Source organism: Nocardioides conyzicola (assembly GCF_039543825.1).
Lineage (GTDB): Bacteria > Actinomycetota > Actinomycetes > Propionibacteriales > Nocardioidaceae > Nocardioides > Nocardioides conyzicola.
Genome location: NZ_BAABKM010000004.1, coordinates 254,353 through 273,331 on the forward strand (window position 1 = coordinate 254,353; position 18,979 = coordinate 273,331).

The window sequence follows — 18,979 nt, forward strand, 5'->3', positions numbered from 1 at the left end:
ACGACCGTAGGAAGTGTCAGCGAGGGTGTCAATAACTATTGGCATAGGTTGTGCCAAATGATAGAACTCGAAGCATGACGAGCACGGCGTCCAACGTCGAGGTCGCGGCGCCGGTCGAGGTGGTCTGGGACCTCCTCGCCGACTTCGCCGCGATCAGCAGCTGGGCCGGCCCCGTCTCCCAGAGCAGCCTCCTGACGGAGACCGCCCCCGGTCCGGGGGCCGTACGCCGCGTGCAGGTTGGTCGGACCGCGCTCCGCGAGACCGTCGTGCGCTGGGAGCCGGCCCGGGCGCTGGCCTACGACATCACCGGGCTGCCGGCCGTGGTGACCGCCGCGCGCAATACGTGGACGCTCGAGCCCGGCGGCCCGGGCACGCTGGTCACCCTGTCCTGCGACCTCGAGACACGTGGCGGTCCGCTGGTCGCGCGGATCGTGGCCCGCCAGGTCGGCAAGGCCAACGCACAGCTGGTCCAGAGCCTCGTGGCACACCTGAGGAGCACCCACCCATGAGCAGCACCCGTCCCGACGTCGTGATCCTGATGACCGACGAGGAGCGCGCGGCCCCGCCGTACGAAGGTCCCGAGCTGACGGCCTGGCGCGAGCGCACCCTGGCCGGGACCCGCTGGTTCGTCGAGAACGGCGTCTCCTTCGAGCGTCACTACACCGGCTCGCTCGCGTGCGTCCCGTCGCGGCCGACGATCTTCACCGGCCAGTACCCCGACGTCCACGGCGTGACCCAGACCGACGGGCTGGGCAAGTCCGCCGACGACAGCCGGATGCGCTGGCTGCGGCAGGGCGAGGTGCCGACCCTGGGCAACTGGTTCCGCGCGGCCGGCTACGACACGCACTACGACGGCAAGTGGCACATCAGCCATGCCGACCTGCACGACGCCGACGGGCGCCGCATCGAGACGAACACGCCGGCCGGCGACGTCCTGCCCGGCTCCGTGCAGACCTACCTGGACGCCGACCCCCTGGCGCCGTACGGCTTCTCGGGCTGGGTCGGGCCCGAGCCGCACGGCGCGAGCCTGTCCGACAGCGGCCTGCGCCGCGACCCCCTGATCGCGGACCGGCTGGTGGCCTGGCTCGAGGACCGGTACGCGCGACGTCGCGCCGGGGATCCCGACGCGCTGCGGCCCTTCCTGCTGGTCGCGAGCTTCGTCAACCCGCACGACATCGTGCTCTTCCCGGCGTGGGTGCGGAAGAGCCCGATCGCGCCCGGCCCGCTGGACCCGCCGCACGTCACCGAGGCGCCGACCGCCAACGAGGACCTCGCGCTCAAGCCCGCGGCCCAGATCGCGTTCCGGGAGTCCTACCCGTCGGCGTACGGTCCCCCCTCGGCCATCGGTCGGATCTACCGCACCAAGGCCCAGCAGTACCGCGACCTCTACTACCGGCTGCACGCCGAGGTGGACGGCCCGCTGGACCGCGTCCGCCGCACGGTGACCGCCGGCTCGGCCGAGGCGGTCCTGGTGCGGACGTCGGACCACGGCGACCTGCTCGGCGCGCACGGGGGCCTGCACCAGAAGTGGTTCAACCTGTACGACGAGGCCACCCGGGTGCCGTTCCTGGTGGCGCGGACCGGCGCCTCGCCGACGTCGGGCTCCCGCGTCGTCGACGTCCCCACCTCGCACGTCGACCTGGTGCCGACGCTGCTGTCGGCCGCCGGGATCGACGCCGACGCGGTGGCCGCGACACTGCGCGCCGACTTCACCGAGGTGCACCCGCTGCCCGGTCGCGACCTGATGCCCGTCGTCGCCGACCCGACGCTCGCCGACCCCGACCGCGCGGTCTACCTGATCACCCGCGACAACATGCTCGAGGGCGACACCGGGCTCTCCGGCCTGGCCCGCCGGCTCGGCCGCAGGGCCGATCCGCCGGCGCCCCTGCGGATCCAGGTCGCCGCCCACGTCGGCGCCAACTTCGAGGGTGTCGTCACCCGGGTGGACGACCACCTGTGGAAGCTGGTGCGCACCTTCGACGACCCCGCCACCTGGACCGAGCCGGGCCGGCGGCACCTGGCCGCCAACGGTGCCGCGGGACCCGAGTACCGGACCACCCCCGTCCCGGACCAGTGGGAGCTCTACGACCTGACCGCCGACCCGGTCGAGTCGCTCAACCGGGCCGGCGACCCGGCGTACGCCGAGGTCCTCGACCGCCTGCGCCTCCGGCTCAAGGAGGAGCAGCGCCGCAGCGTGCCGGAGCGCAACGTGCCGTGGCCCTACGTCGTACGCCGCAACGGCCAGCCCGACCTGGTCCGCCCGCCGAAGCCCGCCCGCGCCCTGCGGCGGCTCGCCCAGCGCCTCGGCATGCACCCCGACGACGGCGCGGCCGTGGTCCAGGAGGCGCCCGGCCGCCGGGCGCTGGTGATCGCGACCAACCACGCCACGCTCGGCGACGGGACCCCGACGGGCGTCTTCGCGTCCGAGCTGACCGTGCCGTACTACTACTTCGAGGACGCCGGGATGTACGTCGACGTCGCGAGCCCGCTCGGCGGCGTGATCCCGGTCGACCCGATGTCGTTGAAGCCGGTCCTCCGGACCGCTGCCGACGACCGCTACCTGGGCGACGACGTCCTCCGCTCCAAGCTCCAGGACTCGATCGCGATCGCGGACGTCGACATGTCCGACTACGACCTCGTCTTCCTCGCCGGCGGCTGGGGTGCGGCGTTCGATTTCGGCGACTCCGAGCCGCTCGCCGAGCAGATGACCGAGGCGGCCGCCGCAGGTCTCGTGATCGGCGGCGTCTGCCACGGACCGCTCGGCCTCGTCAACGCGAAGGCCCCTGACGGCCGCCCGCTCGTCGAGGGCCGCCGCATCTCGGCGGTGACCGACAAGCAGGTGCGCGAGCTCAGGATCACCTCGACCCCGAAGCACCCCGAGACCGAGCTCCGCAAGGCCGGCGCGCTCTTCGAGTCGTCGACCCGCTTCCGCGACCCGTTCGCCAACCACTGGGTCGTCGACGGTGACCTCGTCACCGGCCAGAACCAGAACGCCGGCCCGATGGTCGCCCGCGAGATGGTCCGGCTCGTGCTCGCGCGCCGCACCGACACCACCACCGGGAGCACACGATGAAGGTCCTTCGCACGCCCGACGAGCGCTTCGCGTCGCTGCCCGGCTACGACTTCGCGCCCCACTACGCCGAGGTGCCCGACGGCGACGGGGGAACGCTGCGGATGCACTACCTCGACGAGGGCCCTGCGGACGGGCCGGTCGTGCTGCTGCTGCACGGCGAACCCTCGTGGAGCTACCTCTACCGGACGATGATCCCGGTCCTGGTCGACGCCGGGCTGCGCTGCATCGCGCCCGACCTCGTCGGCTTCGGCCGCTCGGACAAGCCGGCCGAGCGCGACGACTACAGCTATGCGCGGCACGTGGAGTGGGTGCGGGCGCTGGTGCTCGACGAGCTGGGCCTGGAGGACATCACGCTCTTCGGCCAGGACTGGGGCGGGCTGGTCGGCCTCCGGCTGGTCGCCGAGCACCCGGACGCCTTCGCCCGCGTCGCCATCGGCAACACCGGCCTGCCCACCGGTCACGAGCCGATGAGCGAGGCGTTCCTGGCCTGGCAGCAGTTCTCGCAGACGACGCCGGACTTCGACCTCGGCGCGATCATCAGCATGGGCGTGGTGACGATGCCGCCTCCCGCGGTCGTCGCGGCGTACAACGCGCCCTTCCCGGACGACTCCTACAAGGCCGGCGCCCGGATCTTCCCGACGCTGGTGCCGACCTCGCCCGACGACCCGGCCAGCGCCGCCAACCTCGCCGCGCGCCAGGTGCTCGGGACCTGGGAGAAGCCCTTCGTCACGCTCTTCTCCGACAGCGACCCGATCACGGGTGGCGCCGAGCACTGGTTCCAGGAGCACGTCCCGGGAGCCGCCGGCCAGCCGCACGCCACCATCGGCGGCGGCGGCCACTTCCTCCAGGAGGACCAGGGCCCGGAGCTCGCGCGGCACCTGGTGGCGTTCACCGGGTGAGTCCCAGGAGTCCCAGGGATACCCGGTCAACCGGGGATCCCTGAACTTCTGGGACACTGCAGAGCCCGAGAAGTTGAAGAAGTGCCTGAGGAGTCGGCGGGCGCTCGTCCCGGGCACACGTCGCGGACCGGTGGGCGGAGGCGCCGCCGTGCCAGGGCTGACGATCCGATCCGGTAGCCTCCGGGGTGCCAGTCGTACCACCTCGGTGGTCAGGGAACCCGGTGAGAGTCCGGGACTGACGCGCAGCGGTATGGGTGACGGTCGGGACACGCAGCCACTGGGCTCCTCCGGGAGCCTGGGAAGGCGTCCCGCACCGGTCGATCCCGAGTCCGAAGACCTGCTGGCCCTCACGGCACCTGCCGCGAGGAACCCCGCGGGCTCCGCGCACGAGCCCCTGACCGCGGAGGACCCGTGCCCGACACCCGCACCCGACCCGACCAGTGCCCGGGCGTGTTCCGCCCCTGGGCCGCCGCGGACGGCAACCTCGTCCGGCTCCGGCTCGCCGGCGGGAGGCTGCCCGCCTCCAGCCTGCGGGCGTTGAGCCAGGTGGCCACGACGTACGGCGACGGCGACGTCCACGTCACCGGACGCGCCAACCTCCAGCTGCGGGGCCTCGGCGAGATCACGCCGGAGCTGGTCGCCGCCATCGAGGCGACCGGGCTGCTGCCCTCACGCAGCCACGAGCTGGCCCGCAACCTGATGTGCTCGCCCCAGACCGGGCTCGCCGGTGGCCGCGCCGACCTGCGGCCGGTCGTGGCCGAGCTGGACCGCCAGCTCTGCGCCGACCCGCTGCTCGAGGGCCTGCCCGGACGCTTCCTCTTCGTGCTCGACGACGGCCGCGGCGACCTGCTCGACCGTGCGGTCGACCTCGGCGTGGTGGCGCTCGACGGGCGGTCCGCGCAGCTCCGCGTCGGCGGCCGGTGGGGCGAGGTCCTCCCCCTCACCGATGCGCCCGCGGCGCTGGTCGCGCTCGCGCGTGCGTTCCTGCGCAGCCGGACCACGGAGTGGCACGTCGGCGAGCTCCCCGAGCTCCTGGTGCCGGTCCAGCCGCCCGACCGGCTGACCCCCCTGCCGTCCGGCCCGCTGGCGTACGGCGTCGTCCCCGGCGGCGAGCACGTCCCGGCCGTGGGCGGCATCGTCGACCCGGCTCTCGGCGAGCTGGACGCCGACCTCGTCGTCACCCCCTGGCGTGGCGTCCTGGTGCCGGCATGAGCGCGCTCGCCCGGCCTCCCCGGCGCTACGACTACCTCGACGACGGGCCGGCGATCTACGTCGACTCGTTCGCGACCATCCGGCGTGAGTCGCGCCTCGACGGCGTACCTCCCGAGGCCGAGAAGCTCGCCGTCCGGATGATCCACGGCTCCGGGCAGGTCGACCTCGTCGACGACCTGGTCGTCCACCCCGACCTGGTGCCTGCCGCCCGGACCGCCCTGATGCTCGGCGCGCCGATCCTCACCGACGCGCGGATGGTGGCGATGGGGATCACCGCCGGTCGGCTGCCGGCCGGCAACGAGGTGCACTGCTTCCTCACCGACCCGCGGGTGCCGGCACTGGCCGCCGAGTGGCGCACGACGCGTACGGCGGCAGCGGTCTCGCTCTGGGAGCCGCTGCTCGACGGCGCGGTGGTCGCGATCGGCAACGCGCCGACGGCCCTCTTCCACCTGCTCGAGATGGTGCTCGACGGCGGCCCGCGACCGGCGGCGATCGTCGGGTGCCCGGTCGGGTTCATCGGCGCCGCCGAGTCCAAGGACGCGCTCGCGTCGTTCGGGCGCGACCACGGGATCGACCTGCCGTTCGTGACCGTGCGCGGACGTCGCGGCGGCTCGGCGATGGCGTCGTCCGCGGTCAACGCGCTGGCCCAGGAGGCGGAGTGAGCACCGCGCCCGGACGCTTCTGGGGCGTCGGTGTCGGACCGGGCGACCCTGAGCTGATCACCTTGAAGGCCGCCCGGCTGATCTCGTCGGCCGACGTCGTCGCCTTCCACGCCGGCGTCGGCAAGTCGTCCAACGCCCGACGGATCGCGGCGGACGTCATCACCGACGGGGTGATCGAGGAGGAGCTGCGCTACCCGGTCACGACCGGCGGCACCGAGCACCCGGGCGGGTACGCCGGCGCGATGGCGGCGTTCTACGAGGAGGCGGCCGAGCGGCTCGGGGCGCACCTGGCGGCCGGGCGCGACGTCGTCCTGCTGGCCGAGGGCGACCCGATGTTCTACGGGTCGTTCATGTACATGCACGACCGGTTGGCGGACCGGTTCGAGACCGAGATCGTGCCGGGGGTGCCGGCGTTCGCCGCAGCCGCCGCGGCCGTGGCGTCCCCGCTGGTGCGCCAGACCGACGTGCTCACCGTGCTGCCCGGCACCCTGCCCGAGCCCGAGCTCGCGCGTCGCCTCGCCGACACCGACGGCGCGATCATCATGAAGCTCGGCCGCACCTTCCCCGCCGTACGCCGCGCCCTCGCGGCCGCCGGGCGCCTCGAGCACGCGGTGTACGTCGAGCGCGCCTCGATGCCCGCCGAGCGCTGGCTGCCGGTCGCGGACGTCGACCCCGGCTCGGTGCCGTACTTCTCGCTGATCGTGGTCGCCGGCGACTCGCTCCACGGAGCCGGGCGCCGGACGGCACCCGTGCCGGAGACCGCGGGGACGACCGCCGAGCTGCTGGTCGTCGGTCTCGGACCGGGTCCGGAGGAATGGGTGACGCCGGAGGTCACCGCCGCCCTGGCGGGCGTCGACCACGTGGTGGGCTACGCGCCGTACGTCGCCCGGGTGCCGCAGCGCGAGGGGCTGAGCCGCCACGCCTCGGGCAACACCGTCGAGCTCGACCGCGCCCGCCATGCGCTCGAACTGGCGCTCGCGGGCGAGCGCGTGGCCGTCGTCTCGGGCGGTGACGCGGGGGTCTTCGGGATGGCGACCGCGGTCTTCGAGGCGGCCGCCGACCCGGCGTACGCCGACGTGCCGATCCGGGTGCTCCCCGGGGTGAGTGCGGTGCAGGCGGTCGCGGCCCGGGCGGGAGCGCCGATCGGCGGCGACTTCGCGGTGATGAGCCTCTCGGACCGGCTGAAGCCGTGGTCGGTCATCGAGCAGCGGCTCCGGGCGGTGGCGCAGGCCGACCTGGTGCTCGCCGTCTACAACCCGGCGTCGCGGTCGCGCACCCACCAGGTGGTCGAGGCCCAGAAGGTGCTGCTCGAGCACCGCTCCCCCGACACCGTCGTGGTCGTCGGGCGGGACGTCGGGCGGGCCGAGGAGTCGCTCACCGTGACCACGCTGGCCGGGCTCGACGCGGACGCCGTGGACATGAAGTGCCTGCTGATCATCGGCGCCTCGAGCACCACCGTCAGCCCGACCGGCGCGGTGTGGACACCGCGCTCGGTCGGCTGACGGTCGGGGCTCGGGTCAGCCGTCGGAGCCGGTGTCCGGGACGTCGACGCCCATGCACTTGGTGACCGACTCGGTGGAGACGGACCGAGCGGCCTCCGCGTCCTCCTTGCTGCCCTTGTAGTCCTCGTCGTTGTCGGCGATCGCCTGGAGGGCCTCGTCCGACAGGTCCGAGTCACGGAAGGCCTTGGCGACGCAGGTGGCGACGTCCTCGTCCACGTCCGTGCCGAGGACGCCGCCCTGGATGCCGTCGGCGATCTCGTCGACGGACGGTCGCCCGCCGCCGTCGCCCCCTCCGCAGCCGGTGGCGAAGGTGAGGACGAATGCGGCTGCTGCTGCAGCGGAAAGTACGCGCTTGTTCATGGGGCCTCTTCCGAGTTCGAGCACCGACCACGCCGTCTACGGGTCGGTCACCACCCGGTTCTTTTCCCTACGCGTCCGTCCGTAACCCCGGTCTAGACCGATCGTCGCTCCCGGTGCCCGGCGTAGAGCCAGGACTCGCCGCCGTCGCGGGCCAGCGCGCGGCCGACCAGGATCACGGCGGCCTGCCGCAGGCCGGCGGCCTCGACCTGGTCGGCGATGTCGCCGACGGTGCCGTGCAGCACCAGCTCCCCTGGCTGCGAGGCGCGGTGGACGACGACCACCGGACAGTCCGCGCCGTACTCGCCCTCGATCTCGGCCATCAGCTCACGCGTGCGCGTGATCGCGAGGTGGAGCACCAGCGTCGCGCGGGTGGCGGCGAACGCGGCCAGCGACTCCGTGTCCGGCATCGCCGTCGAGCTCGCCTGGGTGCGGGTCAGCACGACGGACTGCGAGACCAGCGGGACCGTCAGCTCGCGGCCGACCAGTGCCGCCGCGGCGGCGTACGCCGGGACGCCCGGGGTGACGTCCCAGGGCACCCCGGCGGCGTCGAGCCGGCGGGTCTGCTCGGCGATCGCGGAGTAGACCGAGGGGTCGCCGGAGGTGAGGCGCACGGCGTCCTGGCCGCCCTCGTGGGCGCCGACGAGCTCGGCGAGGATGGCGTCGAGGTCGAGGTCCTGCGTGTCGACGAGGCGAGCACCGTCGCGGCAGTGCGCGAGCACGGCGTCGTCGAGGTAGGTGCCGGGGTAGAGCACCACGTCCGCCGCGGCGAGCATCGCGGCCGCGCGCAGCGTGATCAGGTCGGCCGCTCCGGGACCGGCGCCGACGAAGTGGACGGTCATGGCTTGCTCCAGCTCCATTGGGTGACGGCGCGGGCGGGCGTCCAGCCGCTGAACGAGCCGATCGGCGCCGCGTGCTCGACCGACAGGCGGGTCAGCTCGCCGCCGTGCTCGCCGTACGCCCCGGCCAGGAGGGTCTCCGTCTCGAGGGTCACGCCGTGGACGACGAGCCGGCCACCAGGGGCGAGCCGCTCCAGGCAGGTCTCCAGCAGGCCGGCCGCGGTCGCTCCCCCGCCGACGAACACGGCATCGGGTGCGGGCAGGTCGGCGAGCGCATCGGGCGCGCGGCCGCGGACGACGCGCAGGCTCGGGACGCCGAGACGCGCAGCGTTGCGTCCGATCCGCGCGGCGCGCTCGTCGTCCGACTCGACCGCGATCGTCCAGGAGCGCGGGTGCGCGCGCATCCACTCGATGCCGACCGAGCCGGCACCGGCGCCGACGTCCCAGAGCAGCTGACCGGGCTGCGGCGCCAGGCGGGCCAGGGCGCTGGCGCGCAGGTCGCGCTTGGTGAGCTGGCCGTCGTGCTCGAAGACTTCGTCGGGGAGGCCGGCCGCCCAGGCACCGACGACCGGGCCGCGGAGGTCGAGCGCGACGACGTTGAGGTCAGGGGCCGGTCCGCTCCAGGTCGCCGCGGTCGCGTCGACCCGGGACTCCTCGCCCGAGCCCAGGTTGCCGAGCACCGTCATCCCGCTGGCGCCGTACCCCTGCTCGACCAGCAGCCGGGCCAGGTCACCGGGGGTGCTCGCGTCGGAGGAGAGCACCACGACCCGCCAGCCGGGCGCCAGCTCGCGGAGGACGGCGTGCAGGTCGCGGCCGACGACGGAGACCACGGTGCTGGCCTCGGCCGACCACCCCATCCGCGCTCGCGCCAGGGCCACCGACGACAGGGCCGGCTCGATGCGTACGGCGCCCTCGCCCAGCAGCGCGATCAGCGTCGAGCCGATCCCGGAGACCAGGGGATCGCCCGACGCGAGGGCCACGACGTCGAGGCCCGCATGGCGCTCGAGCAACGCGGGCAGGTTGTCGCGCAGCGGCGACGGCCAGGGCTCGCGGACCACGTCGAGGGTGTCCGGCAGCATCGCCAGGTGGCGGGCGCCGCCGAGGATGACGTCCGCGGTCAGCAGCCGCCGCCAGCTCGCCTCCGGCACGCTGGTCCAGCCGTCGGCACCGATCCCGATCACGGTGATCAGGGGCTGCTGGTCGTCGGGCGGCACGACGCCAGACCCTATCCGTCGTGGGTCACCGGGGTCGGTGCGAGGACTCCTCGGCGATCGGGAGCTGCCCCCACTCGGTAAGCCGAGCCAGCTCCCGGTAGGTGCCGAGGCGTTACAGCGACGGCCGCGGGTCGCCGTAGGATGCCGCGGTGCTGACCGCCACCGACCCGCTGCCGCACCGGCCGCGCCGGGTCGCGGTGGCCGGCGTCGCCGGGTCGGGCAAGAGCACGCTCTCGCGCCGCCTCGCCGAGATCCTCGGGCTGCCGCACACCGAGATGGACGCCCTGCACCACGGCCCGGGATGGACGAAGCGGCCGGAGTTCGAGGCCGACGTCGACGCGGTCGTCGCTGGGGACGCGTGGGTCTGCGAGTGGCAGTACGACTACGCCCGGCCGCTCCTGACCGAGCACGCCGACCTCATGGTGTGGGTGGATCTGCCGTTCCCGCTCACCCTGGCGCGCGTCGTACGCCGGACGCTGCGCCGGCGGCTGCGTCGCGAGGAGCTGTGGAACGGCAACCGGGAGGGCCCGCTCCGCCACTTCTTCACCGACCCCGAGCACATCGTGCGCTGGGCGATCAGCACCCGGAACCTCTACGACGAGCGCCTCCCCGCCGTCGCAGCGGCCTACCCCGGCCTCCCGATCGTCCGACTCCGGAGCCGCCGGGACGTGGACCGCTGGCTCCGGGACGTGGTCCAGCCGCTAGCCTGACCACGGCACGAGGTGCCCCGAACGCTGGGGAGAATCTGGGAAGCCGGTGAAAGTCCGGCACAGGCCCGCTGCGGTGACCTAGGAACGTCTGGGAAGTCCGAAGACCGGCCTCGCGTCACGCATCATCCGATGTCCGTTGGCGAGCGAGCGGGAGCCTCTCATGCCACAGCAGTACCCCTTCAGCGCCGTCGTCGGCTCCGACGACATGGCCCTCGCCCTCATCCTCACCACCGTCTCGCCCGACATCGGCGGCGTGCTGGTCCGCGGCGAGAAGGGCACCGCGAAGTCCACGATCGTCCGGGCGCTCGCGTCGGTCCTGCCGCCGATCGACGTCGTCGCCGGCGACCGCTTCTCCAGCGACCCGCGGGACCCGGCACCGCTGTCCCCCGACGGTCCGTTCGCGGCCGACGCCGCGGTCGAGACGCGGCCGGTCCGCCTCGTGGAGCTGCCCGTCGGCGCGACCGAGGACCGCGTGCTCGGCTCGCTGCACCTGGAGCGCGCGCTCTCCGAGGGCAAGGCGGAGTACGAGCCCGGGCTGCTCGCCAAGGCCCACCGCGGGATCCTCTATGTCGACGAGGTCAACCTGCTGCACGACCACCTGGTCGACCTGCTCCTGGACGCGGCGGCGATGGGCCGGTCGACCGTGGAGCGCGACGGTGTGTCCGTCGAGCACGCGGCCCGCTTCGTCCTCGTCGGGACGATGAACCCCGAGGAGGGCGAGCTGCGGCCGCAGCTGCTCGATCGGTTCGGGCTCACCGTCGAGGTGGCCGCGCCCCGGGACCCCGCACTGCGGGTCGAGGTGGTCCGCCGGCGGATGGCGTACGACGCGGACCCCGACGGGTTCGGGGCGTCGTACGCCGGGTCGGAGGCCGCGCTGACCGCGCGGATCCAGGAGGCGCAGACCCGTGTCTCCGACGTCGAGCTCTCGGACGAGACGCTGCTGCAGATCGCCGAGCTGTGCGCCGCGTGCGAGGTCGACGGCATGCGCGCCGACATCGTCACCGCCCGCACCGCGGTCGCCCACGCCGCCTGGCACGGCCGCAGCTCGGTCACCACCGAGGACGTGCGCGCCGCCGCGCGCCTGGCCCTGCCGCACCGGCGGCGGCGCAACCCCTTCGACGCGCCCGGTCTCGACGAGGACCTGCTCGACCAGGTGCTCGGGGACGACGAGCCGGAGCCGGAGCCGGAGCCGCCCGGCGGCGGTGACGACGGGGGCGGCGGCGGCGACCCGACCCCGACCGATCCCGACGGGGCGTCGTCCGGGGACAGCCAGGGGTCACCCCCACCGCCCGACGTCTCGGAGGGAGCGAGCACGGGGGGCGGTCAGTCGACCGTCGGCGCCGGCGCGACGTACCGGCCGAAGCTGTTCACCGTCCGCGGCACCGGGGCCGGGGAGGCGGGCAAGCGCAGCCGTGCGGTCACCGACAACGGGCGCCGGACCGGCTCACGCGCCGGGCAGCGCGGGCCGCTGCACCTGACCGAGACGATCCGCGCGGCGGCGCCGTACCAGCTGGCGCGCGGTCGTACGGCGGGCCGGCTGCTGCTGCGATCCGAGGACCTGCGGGTGGCGACGCGCGAAGGCCAGGAGTCCAACCTGGTGCTCTTCTGCGTCGATGCCTCCGGCTCGATGGCGGCGCGCAAGCGGATGGAGCAGGTGAAGGCGGCCATCGTGTCGCTGCTGCTCGACGCCTACCAGCGGCGCGACAAGGTCGGGCTGGTGACGTTCCGCGGCAGCGCCGCGGACCTCGCGCTGCCGCCGACGTACTCCGTCGACATCGCGGCCAGCCGGCTGCAGGTGATGCCCGCCGGCGGCCGCACCCCGCTGGCCGAGGGCCTGCTCGAGGCCGCGCGGGTGCTCGAGCTGGAGCGCGTCCGCGACCCGCGCCGCCGCCCGCTCCTGGTCGTGGTCACCGACGGACGGGCGACGAGCGGCAACGCCGCGGTCGAGCGGTCACGCCAGGCGGCGGGCCACCTCGCGAGGACCGGCGTGGACAGCCTGGTGGTCGACTGCGAGAGCGGCGGCTTCCGCCTCGGCCTGGCCGAGGTGCTCGCGGAGCACCTCGGAGCCGAGCACGTGCCGATCGCGGAGGTCAGCGCCGAGGCCCTGACCTTGGCGATCCGCGGACGGGCGGCCTGACGTGCCGCAGGGACGGCCGACGATCGTGCCGGACGACGGCCTCACCACCGCCCAGCGGCGCAGCCAGCCGCTGCTGATGGTCAACACCGGCGACGGCAAGGGCAAGTCGACCGCGGCCTTCGGGCTCGCGATCCGTGCCTGGAACCAGGGCTGGGACGTCGGGGTCTTCCAGTTCGTGAAGTCCGCCAAGTGGCGCATCGGCGAGCAGACCGTGCTCGAACGCCTCGGCGAGCTGCACACCCAGACCGGCGAGGGCGGCCCGGTCGAGTGGCACAAGATGGGCTCGGGCTGGTCGTGGTCGCGCAAGGCCGGGGATGCCGAGGACCACGCCGCCGACGCGGCGTCCGGCTGGGCCGAGATCAAGCGCCGGCTCGCCGCCGAGACCCACGACCTCTACGTGCTGGACGAGTTCACCTACCCGATGGAGTGGGGCTGGGTCGACGTCGACGACGTCGTGGAGACGCTGGCGAACCGGCCCGGCCGGCAGTACGTCGTCGTCACCGGCCGCCGCGCCCACCCCCGCCTCGTCGAGGTCGCCGACCTGGTCACCGAGATGACCAAGGTCAAGCACCAGATGGACCGCGGGCAGAAGGGCCAGAAGGGCATCGAGTGGTAGCCCTGCCGCGGATCGTGGTCGCCGCCCCCGCCACCGGGCAGGGCAAGACGACCATCGCCACCGGGCTGATGGCCGCGCTGACCCGGGCGGGGCACGTCGTGTCCGGTCACAAGGTCGGGCCGGACTACATCGACCCCGGCTACCACGCGCTGGCGTGCGGCCGCCCCGGTCGCAACCTCGACCCGCACCTGGTGGGCGAGGAGCGCATCGTGCCGCTCCTGCTGCACGGTGCCGCCGGTGCCGACGTCGCCGTCGTCGAGGGCGTGATGGGGCTCTTCGACGGCAAGATCGGCGGACGCGGCTTCTCCTCGACCGCCCACGTCGCGACCCTGACCCGCTCCCCGGTCGTCCTGGTCGTCGACATCTCCCGCTCGTCGCGGTCGATCGGCGCCGTCGTCCACGGCATGGCCACCTGGGACCCGGACGTGCAGGTCGCCGGCGTGATCCTCAACCAGGCCGGCTCGCCGCGGCACGCCCGCGAGGTGGCCGACTCGATCCACCTGCCGGTCCTGGGCACGATCGGGCGCGACCCCGACCTCGCCGTACCGTCCCGGCACCTCGGCCTGGTGCCCGCCGCCGAGCGCGACGAGGCCCGGCACGCGCTGGACACCCTGGCCGAGCGGATCGCCGAGCTGGTGGACCTGGACGCGGTGCTCGCGCTCGCCCGGTCCGCGCCCGACCTGGACGCAGATCCCTGGGATCCGGCTCGCGAGGTCGCGGCCTCCGGGACCGACAGGCCCGTGGTGGCGATGGCGGGCGGGCGGGCGTTCACGTTCCGGTACGCCGAGACGGAGGAGCTGCTCCGGGCGGCGGGCTGCACGGTGGTGGGCTTCGACCCGATGGTCGACCCGCGCCTGCCCGACGGCACCGCGGGCATCTACCTCGGGGGCGGCTTCCCCGAGGTGCACGCCTGCGAGCTCACCGACAACGTGGTGCTCCGGCGCGAGCTCGGGGCGGCGATCGCGGACGGCGTCCCGACCGTGGCCGAGTGCGCCGGGCTGCTCTACCTGTGCGAGGCACTGGACTCCTCCCCCATGGTCGGCGCGATCGCGGCGCGAGCCGAGATGACCGAGCGGCTGACGTTGAGGTATCCCACGATGACGGCGACCACCGACAGCCTCCTGACCCGTGCGGGCGAGGCCGTCACCGGGCACGAGTTCCACCGCACCCAGGTGACGCCACCCGGCGGCGAGCTCGGCTACCTCGGACCCACGCTGTACGCGTCGTACCTCCACACCCACTGGGCCGGCCACCCGCAGCTGGCCCGACGCTTCGCGGACGCGGTGCACGCCCGTGGATGACCCGCTGCGCCACCACGGCGACGTGGAGGTGGGTGCGGGCCTCGTCGACTTCGCCGTCAACGTGTACGCCGGGCCGCGACCGCCCTGGCTCGACGCCGCCCTCCACCAGGGCCTGGACCAGGCCGGCAGCTACCCGTCGGCCTCGGCCGCGGAGACGGCGATCGCCGCCCGGCACGGCCGGCATCCCACCGAGGTGCTGGCGACCGCCGGCGCCGCCGAGGCCTTCTCGCTCGTCGCCCGGCTGCGGCCGTGGCGCCGTCCGGTCGTCGTGCACCCGCAGTTCACCGAGCCGCACGCCGCCCTGCTGCAGGCCGGGCGCGCGGTCACCGAGGTGGTGCTCCCCGAGCCGTTCGAGCTCGACCCCGGCACCGTCCCCGACGACGCGGACCTCGTCGTCGTCGGCAACCCGACCAACCCCACCGGCGTCCTGCATCCCGCACCCGCCCTCACCGCGCTGCTGCGGCCCGGTCGGCTGGTCGTCGTGGACGAGGCGTTCATGGACGCCGTGCCCGGCGAGGTCGCGACGCTCACCGGTCACCGCGACCCCGGACTGCTGGTCATCCGGAGCCTGACCAAGCACTGGGGCATCCCCGGCGTACGCGCCGGATACCTGCTCGCCGACGCCGCGCTCGTCGCCGAGCTGCGCGCCGGCCAGGTGCCCTGGTCGGTCGCCAGCACGGCCGCCGCCGCGATGGTCGCGTGCTCCGGCGACGCGGCGGTCACCGAGGCGCAACGCCGCGCCGTACAGATCGGCGAGTGGCGACGCGACCTCGAGCAATCCCTGTCAACCATGGGGATCCACCACATCCCGTCCCAGGCGAGCTTCGTGCTCGCCGAGGTGGGCGACCGCGCGCACGCGGTGCTCCGACGGGCCGGGATCGCCGTACGTCGCGCCGACACGTTCCCCGGCCTGGGCCCGTCCTGGGTGCGGATCGCGGTGCGTCCACCCGAGCAGACGAGATCACTCCTGGATGCTCTGTCCGCGCTCGGTCCCGATGCCCTAGGCTGACCGCGCGGGCACGAGGAAGCCGGTGAGACTCCGGCACAGTCGCGCTACTGTGACATCGCCTCCGAGCACCATCCGGGGAGCGGTGAAGTCAGACCCAAAGGTCCGCTTCCACCCATTCGAACAGGGACGCACGTATCCCTGAGGAGGCATCACATGTCACAGTCGTCTGCTGCACCCATCTCCGGCTCCGCCGTCGAGATCCCGTCGATCCCCTTCCGCGAGATCCTCCCGTGGGCCATCTTCTTCGGCCTGCTCGCGATCCTCGGGCTCTTCTTCATCAGTGCCGACCAGGGGGCCGTCTCGATCCCCACCGGCAACGCGGTCCACGAGTGGGTCCACGACAGCCGGCACCTGCTCGGCTACCCCTGCCACTGAGGGCGGGTCGCTGAGATGACCGCACGAGCCCTGCTCGTGAGGGGGCTGCTCGTCGGCCTCCTCGCCGGATTCGCCACGTTCCTCGTCGCCTACGAGGTCGGGGAACCCCACGTCCAGACCGCGATCGCCCTCGAGGAGGCCGGCTCCGCTGCCGATGCCCCCCACGCCGAGGACGCCACCGCGGGCCACACCCACGAGGAGGACGGCACCGTCGTCTCCCGGCACGACCAGCGCACCTGGGGCCTGCTCACCGGCACCCTGGTCGTCGGCACCGCACTCGGCGGGATCGTCGCGCTGCTGGCCGCCGCGGCCGTCGGTCGGCTGGGCCGGATGACACCCGGGCAGTCGACCGCGACCGTCGCCCTGATCGGCTTCGTGTCGTTCGCGCTGGTGCCGTTCCTCAAGTACCCCGCCACGCCACCGGCCGTCGGCAACGGCGAGACCATCGGCGACCGGACCAGCTGGTACTTCGCCTTCATGCTGATCTCCCTCGCGTTCGCCGCCCTGTCGACCCTCCTCGCCGTCCGGGTCGCCGAGAACTCCGGTGCCTATGCCGGCGTCCTGTCCGGCGTCGGTCTGTACGTCGTCGCGATGGTCGTCGCCGGCCAGCTGCTGCCGACCGTCAACGAGATCGGCGACTTCCCGGCCGACGTGCTCTGGTACTTCCGCCGCGCCTCCCTGATCACGTTCGCCACGATGTGGGCCGTGATCGGGATCGGCCTCACCGGCCTGATCGGTCGCCGGTACCGGCAGGACGTCCAGCAGGCCGCGCGCCGCGAGCTGGCGGCCAGCCTGTGACGCGCCCGGTGGTCGGTCCCCCGTCACCGGAGGTCGCGGCGGCCGCCGCCGAGCGCCTGGCCGCGCTCGCCACCCCACCCGGAGCGCTGGGGCGGCTCGGCGACCTCGCGGTCTGGCTGTCCGCCGCCCAGGGCGTCGTGCCGCCGCGCGAGCTCGACAACGTGCGCCTGGTGATCTTCGCCGGCGACCACGGCGTGGCCCGCCACGGTGTTTCGGCGTACCCGCCGGAGATCACCGGCGCGATGGTCCGGACCTTCGTCCTCGGCCGGGCCGGCGTCTCGGCGCTCGCCGGTGCGCACCGGGTCGCCGTACGCGTCCTCGACCTCGGGGTCGACGACAACCTCGACGGTGTGCCCGACGAGGTACGCCGGCACAAGGTGCGCCGGTCGTCCGGGGCCATCCACCTCGAGGACGCGCTCACGCCGGACGAGACACGCCAGGCGCTCGAGGTGGGTGCGACCGTCGCCCGCGAGGAGATCGCCGCCGGCGCCCAGCTGCTGCTCAGCGGCGATATGGGCATCGGCAACACCACGCCCGCCGCGGCGCTGGTCGCGGCCGGTCTCGGGCTCCCGGCCACCGAGGTCGTCGGTCGGGGCACCGGCATCGACGACGCGGCGCTCGTGCACAAGACCGAGCTGATCCAGCAGGCGCTCGACCGGGCCGGCGACCGGACGTCCGATCCGGTGGACACGCTCACCGCGCTCGGCAGCGCCGACCTGGCCGCCAGCACGGGCTTCCTGCTCGAAGCCGCCCGGCAGGGCGTGCCGGTGCTGCTCGACGGGCTGATGGCGGTGGCGTGCGCGCTGACGGCCGACCGGCTCGGCCCGGGTGCGGCCGCGTGGTTCGCCGCCGGTCACCGCTCCACCGAGCCCGCCCAGTCGCTCGCGCTGGCCAAGCTCGGCCTCGAGCCGGTGCTCGACCTCGGGCTGCGGCTCGGCGAGGGCAGCGGCGCGGTCGCCGCCGTGCCGGTGCTGCGCAGCGCCGTCGCCGTGCTGCGCGACGTCGCGCTGCTCTCCGAGCTGCTGCCGCCCGAGCCCCACGCCGGGCCAGGTGCCTGACGCCTGGCGGCTCGCCACCGGGACGCTCACCGCGCTCCCGGTCGGGCCGCCCCGGCAGGTCACCCGCTCCACCGCCCGCGCGGCGATGCTGCTGGCACCGGCCGCGGTGCTCCCCCTGGGCGCGCTCGTCGCCGCGATCCTGTGGCTCGGCGGACGGGCGGACCTGCCGCCGCTGGCGGTGGCCTTCGTGGCCGTCGGCGCGCTGGCCGCGGGCTCGCGCGCGCTGCACTGGGACGGGCTCTCCGACGTGGCCGACGGGCTGACGGCGTCCTACGACCGCGAGCGCTCCCTGGCCGTGATGAAGACCGGCACCAGCGGTCCAGCCGGCGTGGTCGCCACCGTCGTCGTGGCAGGCATCCAGGCCGCCGCGCTCACGGCCTACGTCGACACCCTCGGCCTCGCCCTGCTCGCGGGCGCGCTCGTCTGCCTGTCGAGGTGCGCGCTCTGGATCACCTGCTGCACCCGGGTCCCGTCCGCGCGCCCCGGCGGTCTCGGCGACACCTACACGCGCACGGTCCCGCTGCCGCTCGCGGCGCTCGGCGGCCTGCTGCTGTCGGTCACCGGTGGGCTCGTCGTGCTGCTGCTGGTACGGCGTACGACGACGCGCTTCGGCGGGGTCACCGGCGACGTCTTCGGCGCGGCCATCGAGCTCGCCCTCGCCACCACGCTGCTCACCTGGGCGTGGTGGTGAGGGAGTCAGAGCCGCAGCACCCGGCCCGCGACGACCAGGTGCACCTCGTCGCACGCGGCCCCGAACCGCTGGTTGACCGACCCGAGCAGGTCCCGGAAGACCCGTCCCGACCTGTGCTCCGGCACCACCCCCATCCCGACCTCGTTGGTCACGAGGACCACGGTGCCACCGGCCACCGACAGCGCCTCGACGCCGCGGTCGACCGCTCCGTCGACGTACGCCGCCAGGTCCGGCATCGTCGCGTCCCACATCCCCGCGTCGTCGACGAGGCGCGTCAGCCAGGTGCCGAGGCAGTCCACGAGGACCGCCTCGTCGGTCGCCAGCGCCCCGGCCAGGTCACCGGTCTCGACGGTCGTCCAGGACGCCGGGCGGCGCGCGCGGTGGGCGGCGATCCGCTCCTGCCAGTCGGCGTCGTCGCGGACCGGCCCGGGCGCGACGTACCGCACCGCCGACTCCCCGACGAGCAGCGACTCCGCGTGCCGCGACTTGCCCGACCGGACACCTCCGGTGACCAGGACCCTCATCG

Annotated in this window: 17 protein-coding genes, 1 pseudogene and 2 riboswitches; of the genes and pseudogenes, 14 read left to right on the forward strand and 4 right to left on the reverse strand. The window is 74.2% G+C overall.

Annotated elements, in window-relative coordinates; all coding sequences use genetic code 11:
• Positions 1–74: 74 nt before the first annotated feature.
• The 6 genes from ABEA34_RS21015 to ABEA34_RS21040 all read left to right on the forward strand — a co-directional run bounded on the left by ABEA34_RS21015 (position 75) and on the right by ABEA34_RS21040 (position 7,348).
• Positions 75–509 (forward strand): SRPBCC family protein, encoded by a 435-nt coding sequence (locus ABEA34_RS21015; RefSeq protein ID WP_345523608.1) that lies wholly within the window; start codon positions 75–77, stop codon positions 507–509.
• Positions 506–3,073, forward strand: a complete 2,568-nt coding sequence (locus ABEA34_RS21020) for a sulfatase-like hydrolase/transferase (RefSeq protein ID WP_345523609.1) — start codon at positions 506–508, stop codon at positions 3,071–3,073. Before ABEA34_RS21015 ends, ABEA34_RS21020 begins: the two co-directional genes overlap by 4 nt.
• Positions 3,070–3,972, forward strand: a complete 903-nt coding sequence (locus ABEA34_RS21025) for a haloalkane dehalogenase (RefSeq protein ID WP_345523610.1) — start codon at positions 3,070–3,072, stop codon at positions 3,970–3,972. The genes ABEA34_RS21020 and ABEA34_RS21025 overlap by 4 nt, the downstream gene beginning before the upstream one ends.
• Before the next feature lie 172 nt (positions 3,973–4,144).
• A riboswitch (cobalamin riboswitch) is annotated at positions 4,145–4,331 on the forward strand.
• Positions 4,332–4,383: 52 nt separating this feature from the next.
• A complete protein-coding gene (locus ABEA34_RS21030) occupies positions 4,384–5,184 on the forward strand; it encodes a nitrite reductase (RefSeq protein ID WP_345523611.1) in 801 nt (266 codons plus the stop codon).
• A complete protein-coding gene (locus ABEA34_RS21035; protein WP_345523612.1) occupies positions 5,181–5,846 on the forward strand; it encodes a precorrin-8X methylmutase in 666 nt (221 codons plus the stop codon). The genes ABEA34_RS21030 and ABEA34_RS21035 overlap by 4 nt, the downstream gene beginning before the upstream one ends.
• A complete protein-coding gene (locus tag ABEA34_RS21040; protein WP_345523613.1) occupies positions 5,843–7,348 on the forward strand; it encodes a precorrin-2 C(20)-methyltransferase in 1,506 nt (501 codons plus the stop codon). The genes ABEA34_RS21035 and ABEA34_RS21040 overlap by 4 nt, the downstream gene beginning before the upstream one ends.
• 15 nt (positions 7,349–7,363) lie before the next feature.
• Here the strand turns inward: ABEA34_RS21040 and ABEA34_RS21045 are convergent, their stop codons facing one another.
• The 3 genes from ABEA34_RS21045 to cbiE form a co-directional block, all read right to left on the reverse strand.
• The gene (locus ABEA34_RS21045) at positions 7,364–7,708 is read right to left on the reverse strand and encodes a hypothetical protein (protein ID WP_345523614.1); all 345 of its coding nucleotides are present in this window, start codon (positions 7,706–7,708) and stop codon (positions 7,364–7,366) included.
• Between the two features lie 92 nt (positions 7,709–7,800).
• Positions 7,801–8,547 (reverse strand): cobalt-precorrin-4/precorrin-4 C(11)-methyltransferase, encoded by a 747-nt coding sequence (locus ABEA34_RS21050; RefSeq protein WP_345523615.1) that lies wholly within the window; start codon positions 8,545–8,547, stop codon positions 7,801–7,803.
• Positions 8,544–9,758 carry a precorrin-6y C5,15-methyltransferase (decarboxylating) subunit CbiE gene (cbiE, locus tag ABEA34_RS21055; RefSeq protein WP_345523616.1) on the reverse strand — a complete coding sequence of 405 codons (1,215 nt, stop codon included), beginning with the start codon at positions 9,756–9,758 and terminating at the stop codon, positions 8,544–8,546. The genes ABEA34_RS21050 and cbiE overlap by 4 nt, the downstream gene beginning before the upstream one ends.
• Before the next feature lie 149 nt (positions 9,759–9,907).
• On the opposite strand from cbiE, the gene ABEA34_RS21060 reads away from it, so the two are divergent.
• The 8 genes and pseudogenes from ABEA34_RS21060 to ABEA34_RS21100 all read left to right on the forward strand — a co-directional run bounded on the left by ABEA34_RS21060 (position 9,908) and on the right by ABEA34_RS21100 (position 18,453).
• Positions 9,908–10,468, forward strand: a complete 561-nt coding sequence (locus tag ABEA34_RS21060; RefSeq protein WP_345523617.1) for a P-loop NTPase family protein — start codon at positions 9,908–9,910, stop codon at positions 10,466–10,468.
• Positions 10,462–10,595, forward strand: a riboswitch (cobalamin riboswitch). Its footprint overlaps the gene before it by 7 nt.
• Positions 10,596–10,628: 33 nt before the next feature.
• Positions 10,629–12,605 (forward strand): magnesium chelatase subunit D family protein, encoded by a 1,977-nt coding sequence (locus ABEA34_RS21065; RefSeq protein ID WP_345523618.1) that lies wholly within the window; start codon positions 10,629–10,631, stop codon positions 12,603–12,605.
• A gap of 1 nt (position 12,606) precedes the next feature.
• Complete coding sequence (cobO, locus tag ABEA34_RS21070; protein WP_345523619.1) at positions 12,607–13,221, forward strand: cob(I)yrinic acid a,c-diamide adenosyltransferase; 615 nt, start codon at positions 12,607–12,609, stop codon at positions 13,219–13,221.
• Positions 13,215–15,531: pseudogene (gene cobBC, locus ABEA34_RS24135) on the forward strand (bifunctional hydrogenobyrinic acid a,c-diamide synthase/histidinol phosphate aminotransferase CobBC). Before cobO ends, cobBC begins: the two are co-directional and overlap by 7 nt.
• A gap of 153 nt (positions 15,532–15,684) precedes the next feature.
• Entirely contained in the window at positions 15,685–15,906 is a 222-nt protein-coding gene (locus ABEA34_RS21085; RefSeq protein WP_345523622.1) for a CbtB domain-containing protein, read from the forward strand.
• A gap of 15 nt (positions 15,907–15,921) precedes the next feature.
• Positions 15,922–16,704, forward strand: a complete 783-nt coding sequence (locus tag ABEA34_RS21090) for a CbtA family protein (RefSeq protein ID WP_345523623.1) — start codon at positions 15,922–15,924, stop codon at positions 16,702–16,704.
• Entirely contained in the window at positions 16,701–17,762 is a 1,062-nt protein-coding gene (gene cobT, locus ABEA34_RS21095) for a nicotinate-nucleotide--dimethylbenzimidazole phosphoribosyltransferase (protein WP_345523624.1), read from the forward strand. Before ABEA34_RS21090 ends, cobT begins: the two co-directional genes overlap by 4 nt.
• Complete coding sequence (locus ABEA34_RS21100) at positions 17,755–18,453, forward strand: adenosylcobinamide-GDP ribazoletransferase (RefSeq protein ID WP_345523625.1); 699 nt, start codon at positions 17,755–17,757, stop codon at positions 18,451–18,453. The genes cobT and ABEA34_RS21100 overlap by 8 nt, the downstream gene beginning before the upstream one ends.
• A gap of 5 nt (positions 18,454–18,458) precedes the next feature.
• Here ABEA34_RS21100 and cobU read toward each other — a convergent pair whose 3' ends face one another.
• Positions 18,459–18,977 carry a bifunctional adenosylcobinamide kinase/adenosylcobinamide-phosphate guanylyltransferase gene (gene cobU / locus ABEA34_RS21105; RefSeq protein ID WP_345523627.1) on the reverse strand — a complete coding sequence of 173 codons (519 nt, stop codon included), beginning with the start codon at positions 18,975–18,977 and terminating at the stop codon, positions 18,459–18,461.
• Positions 18,978–18,979 lie beyond the last annotated feature (2 nt).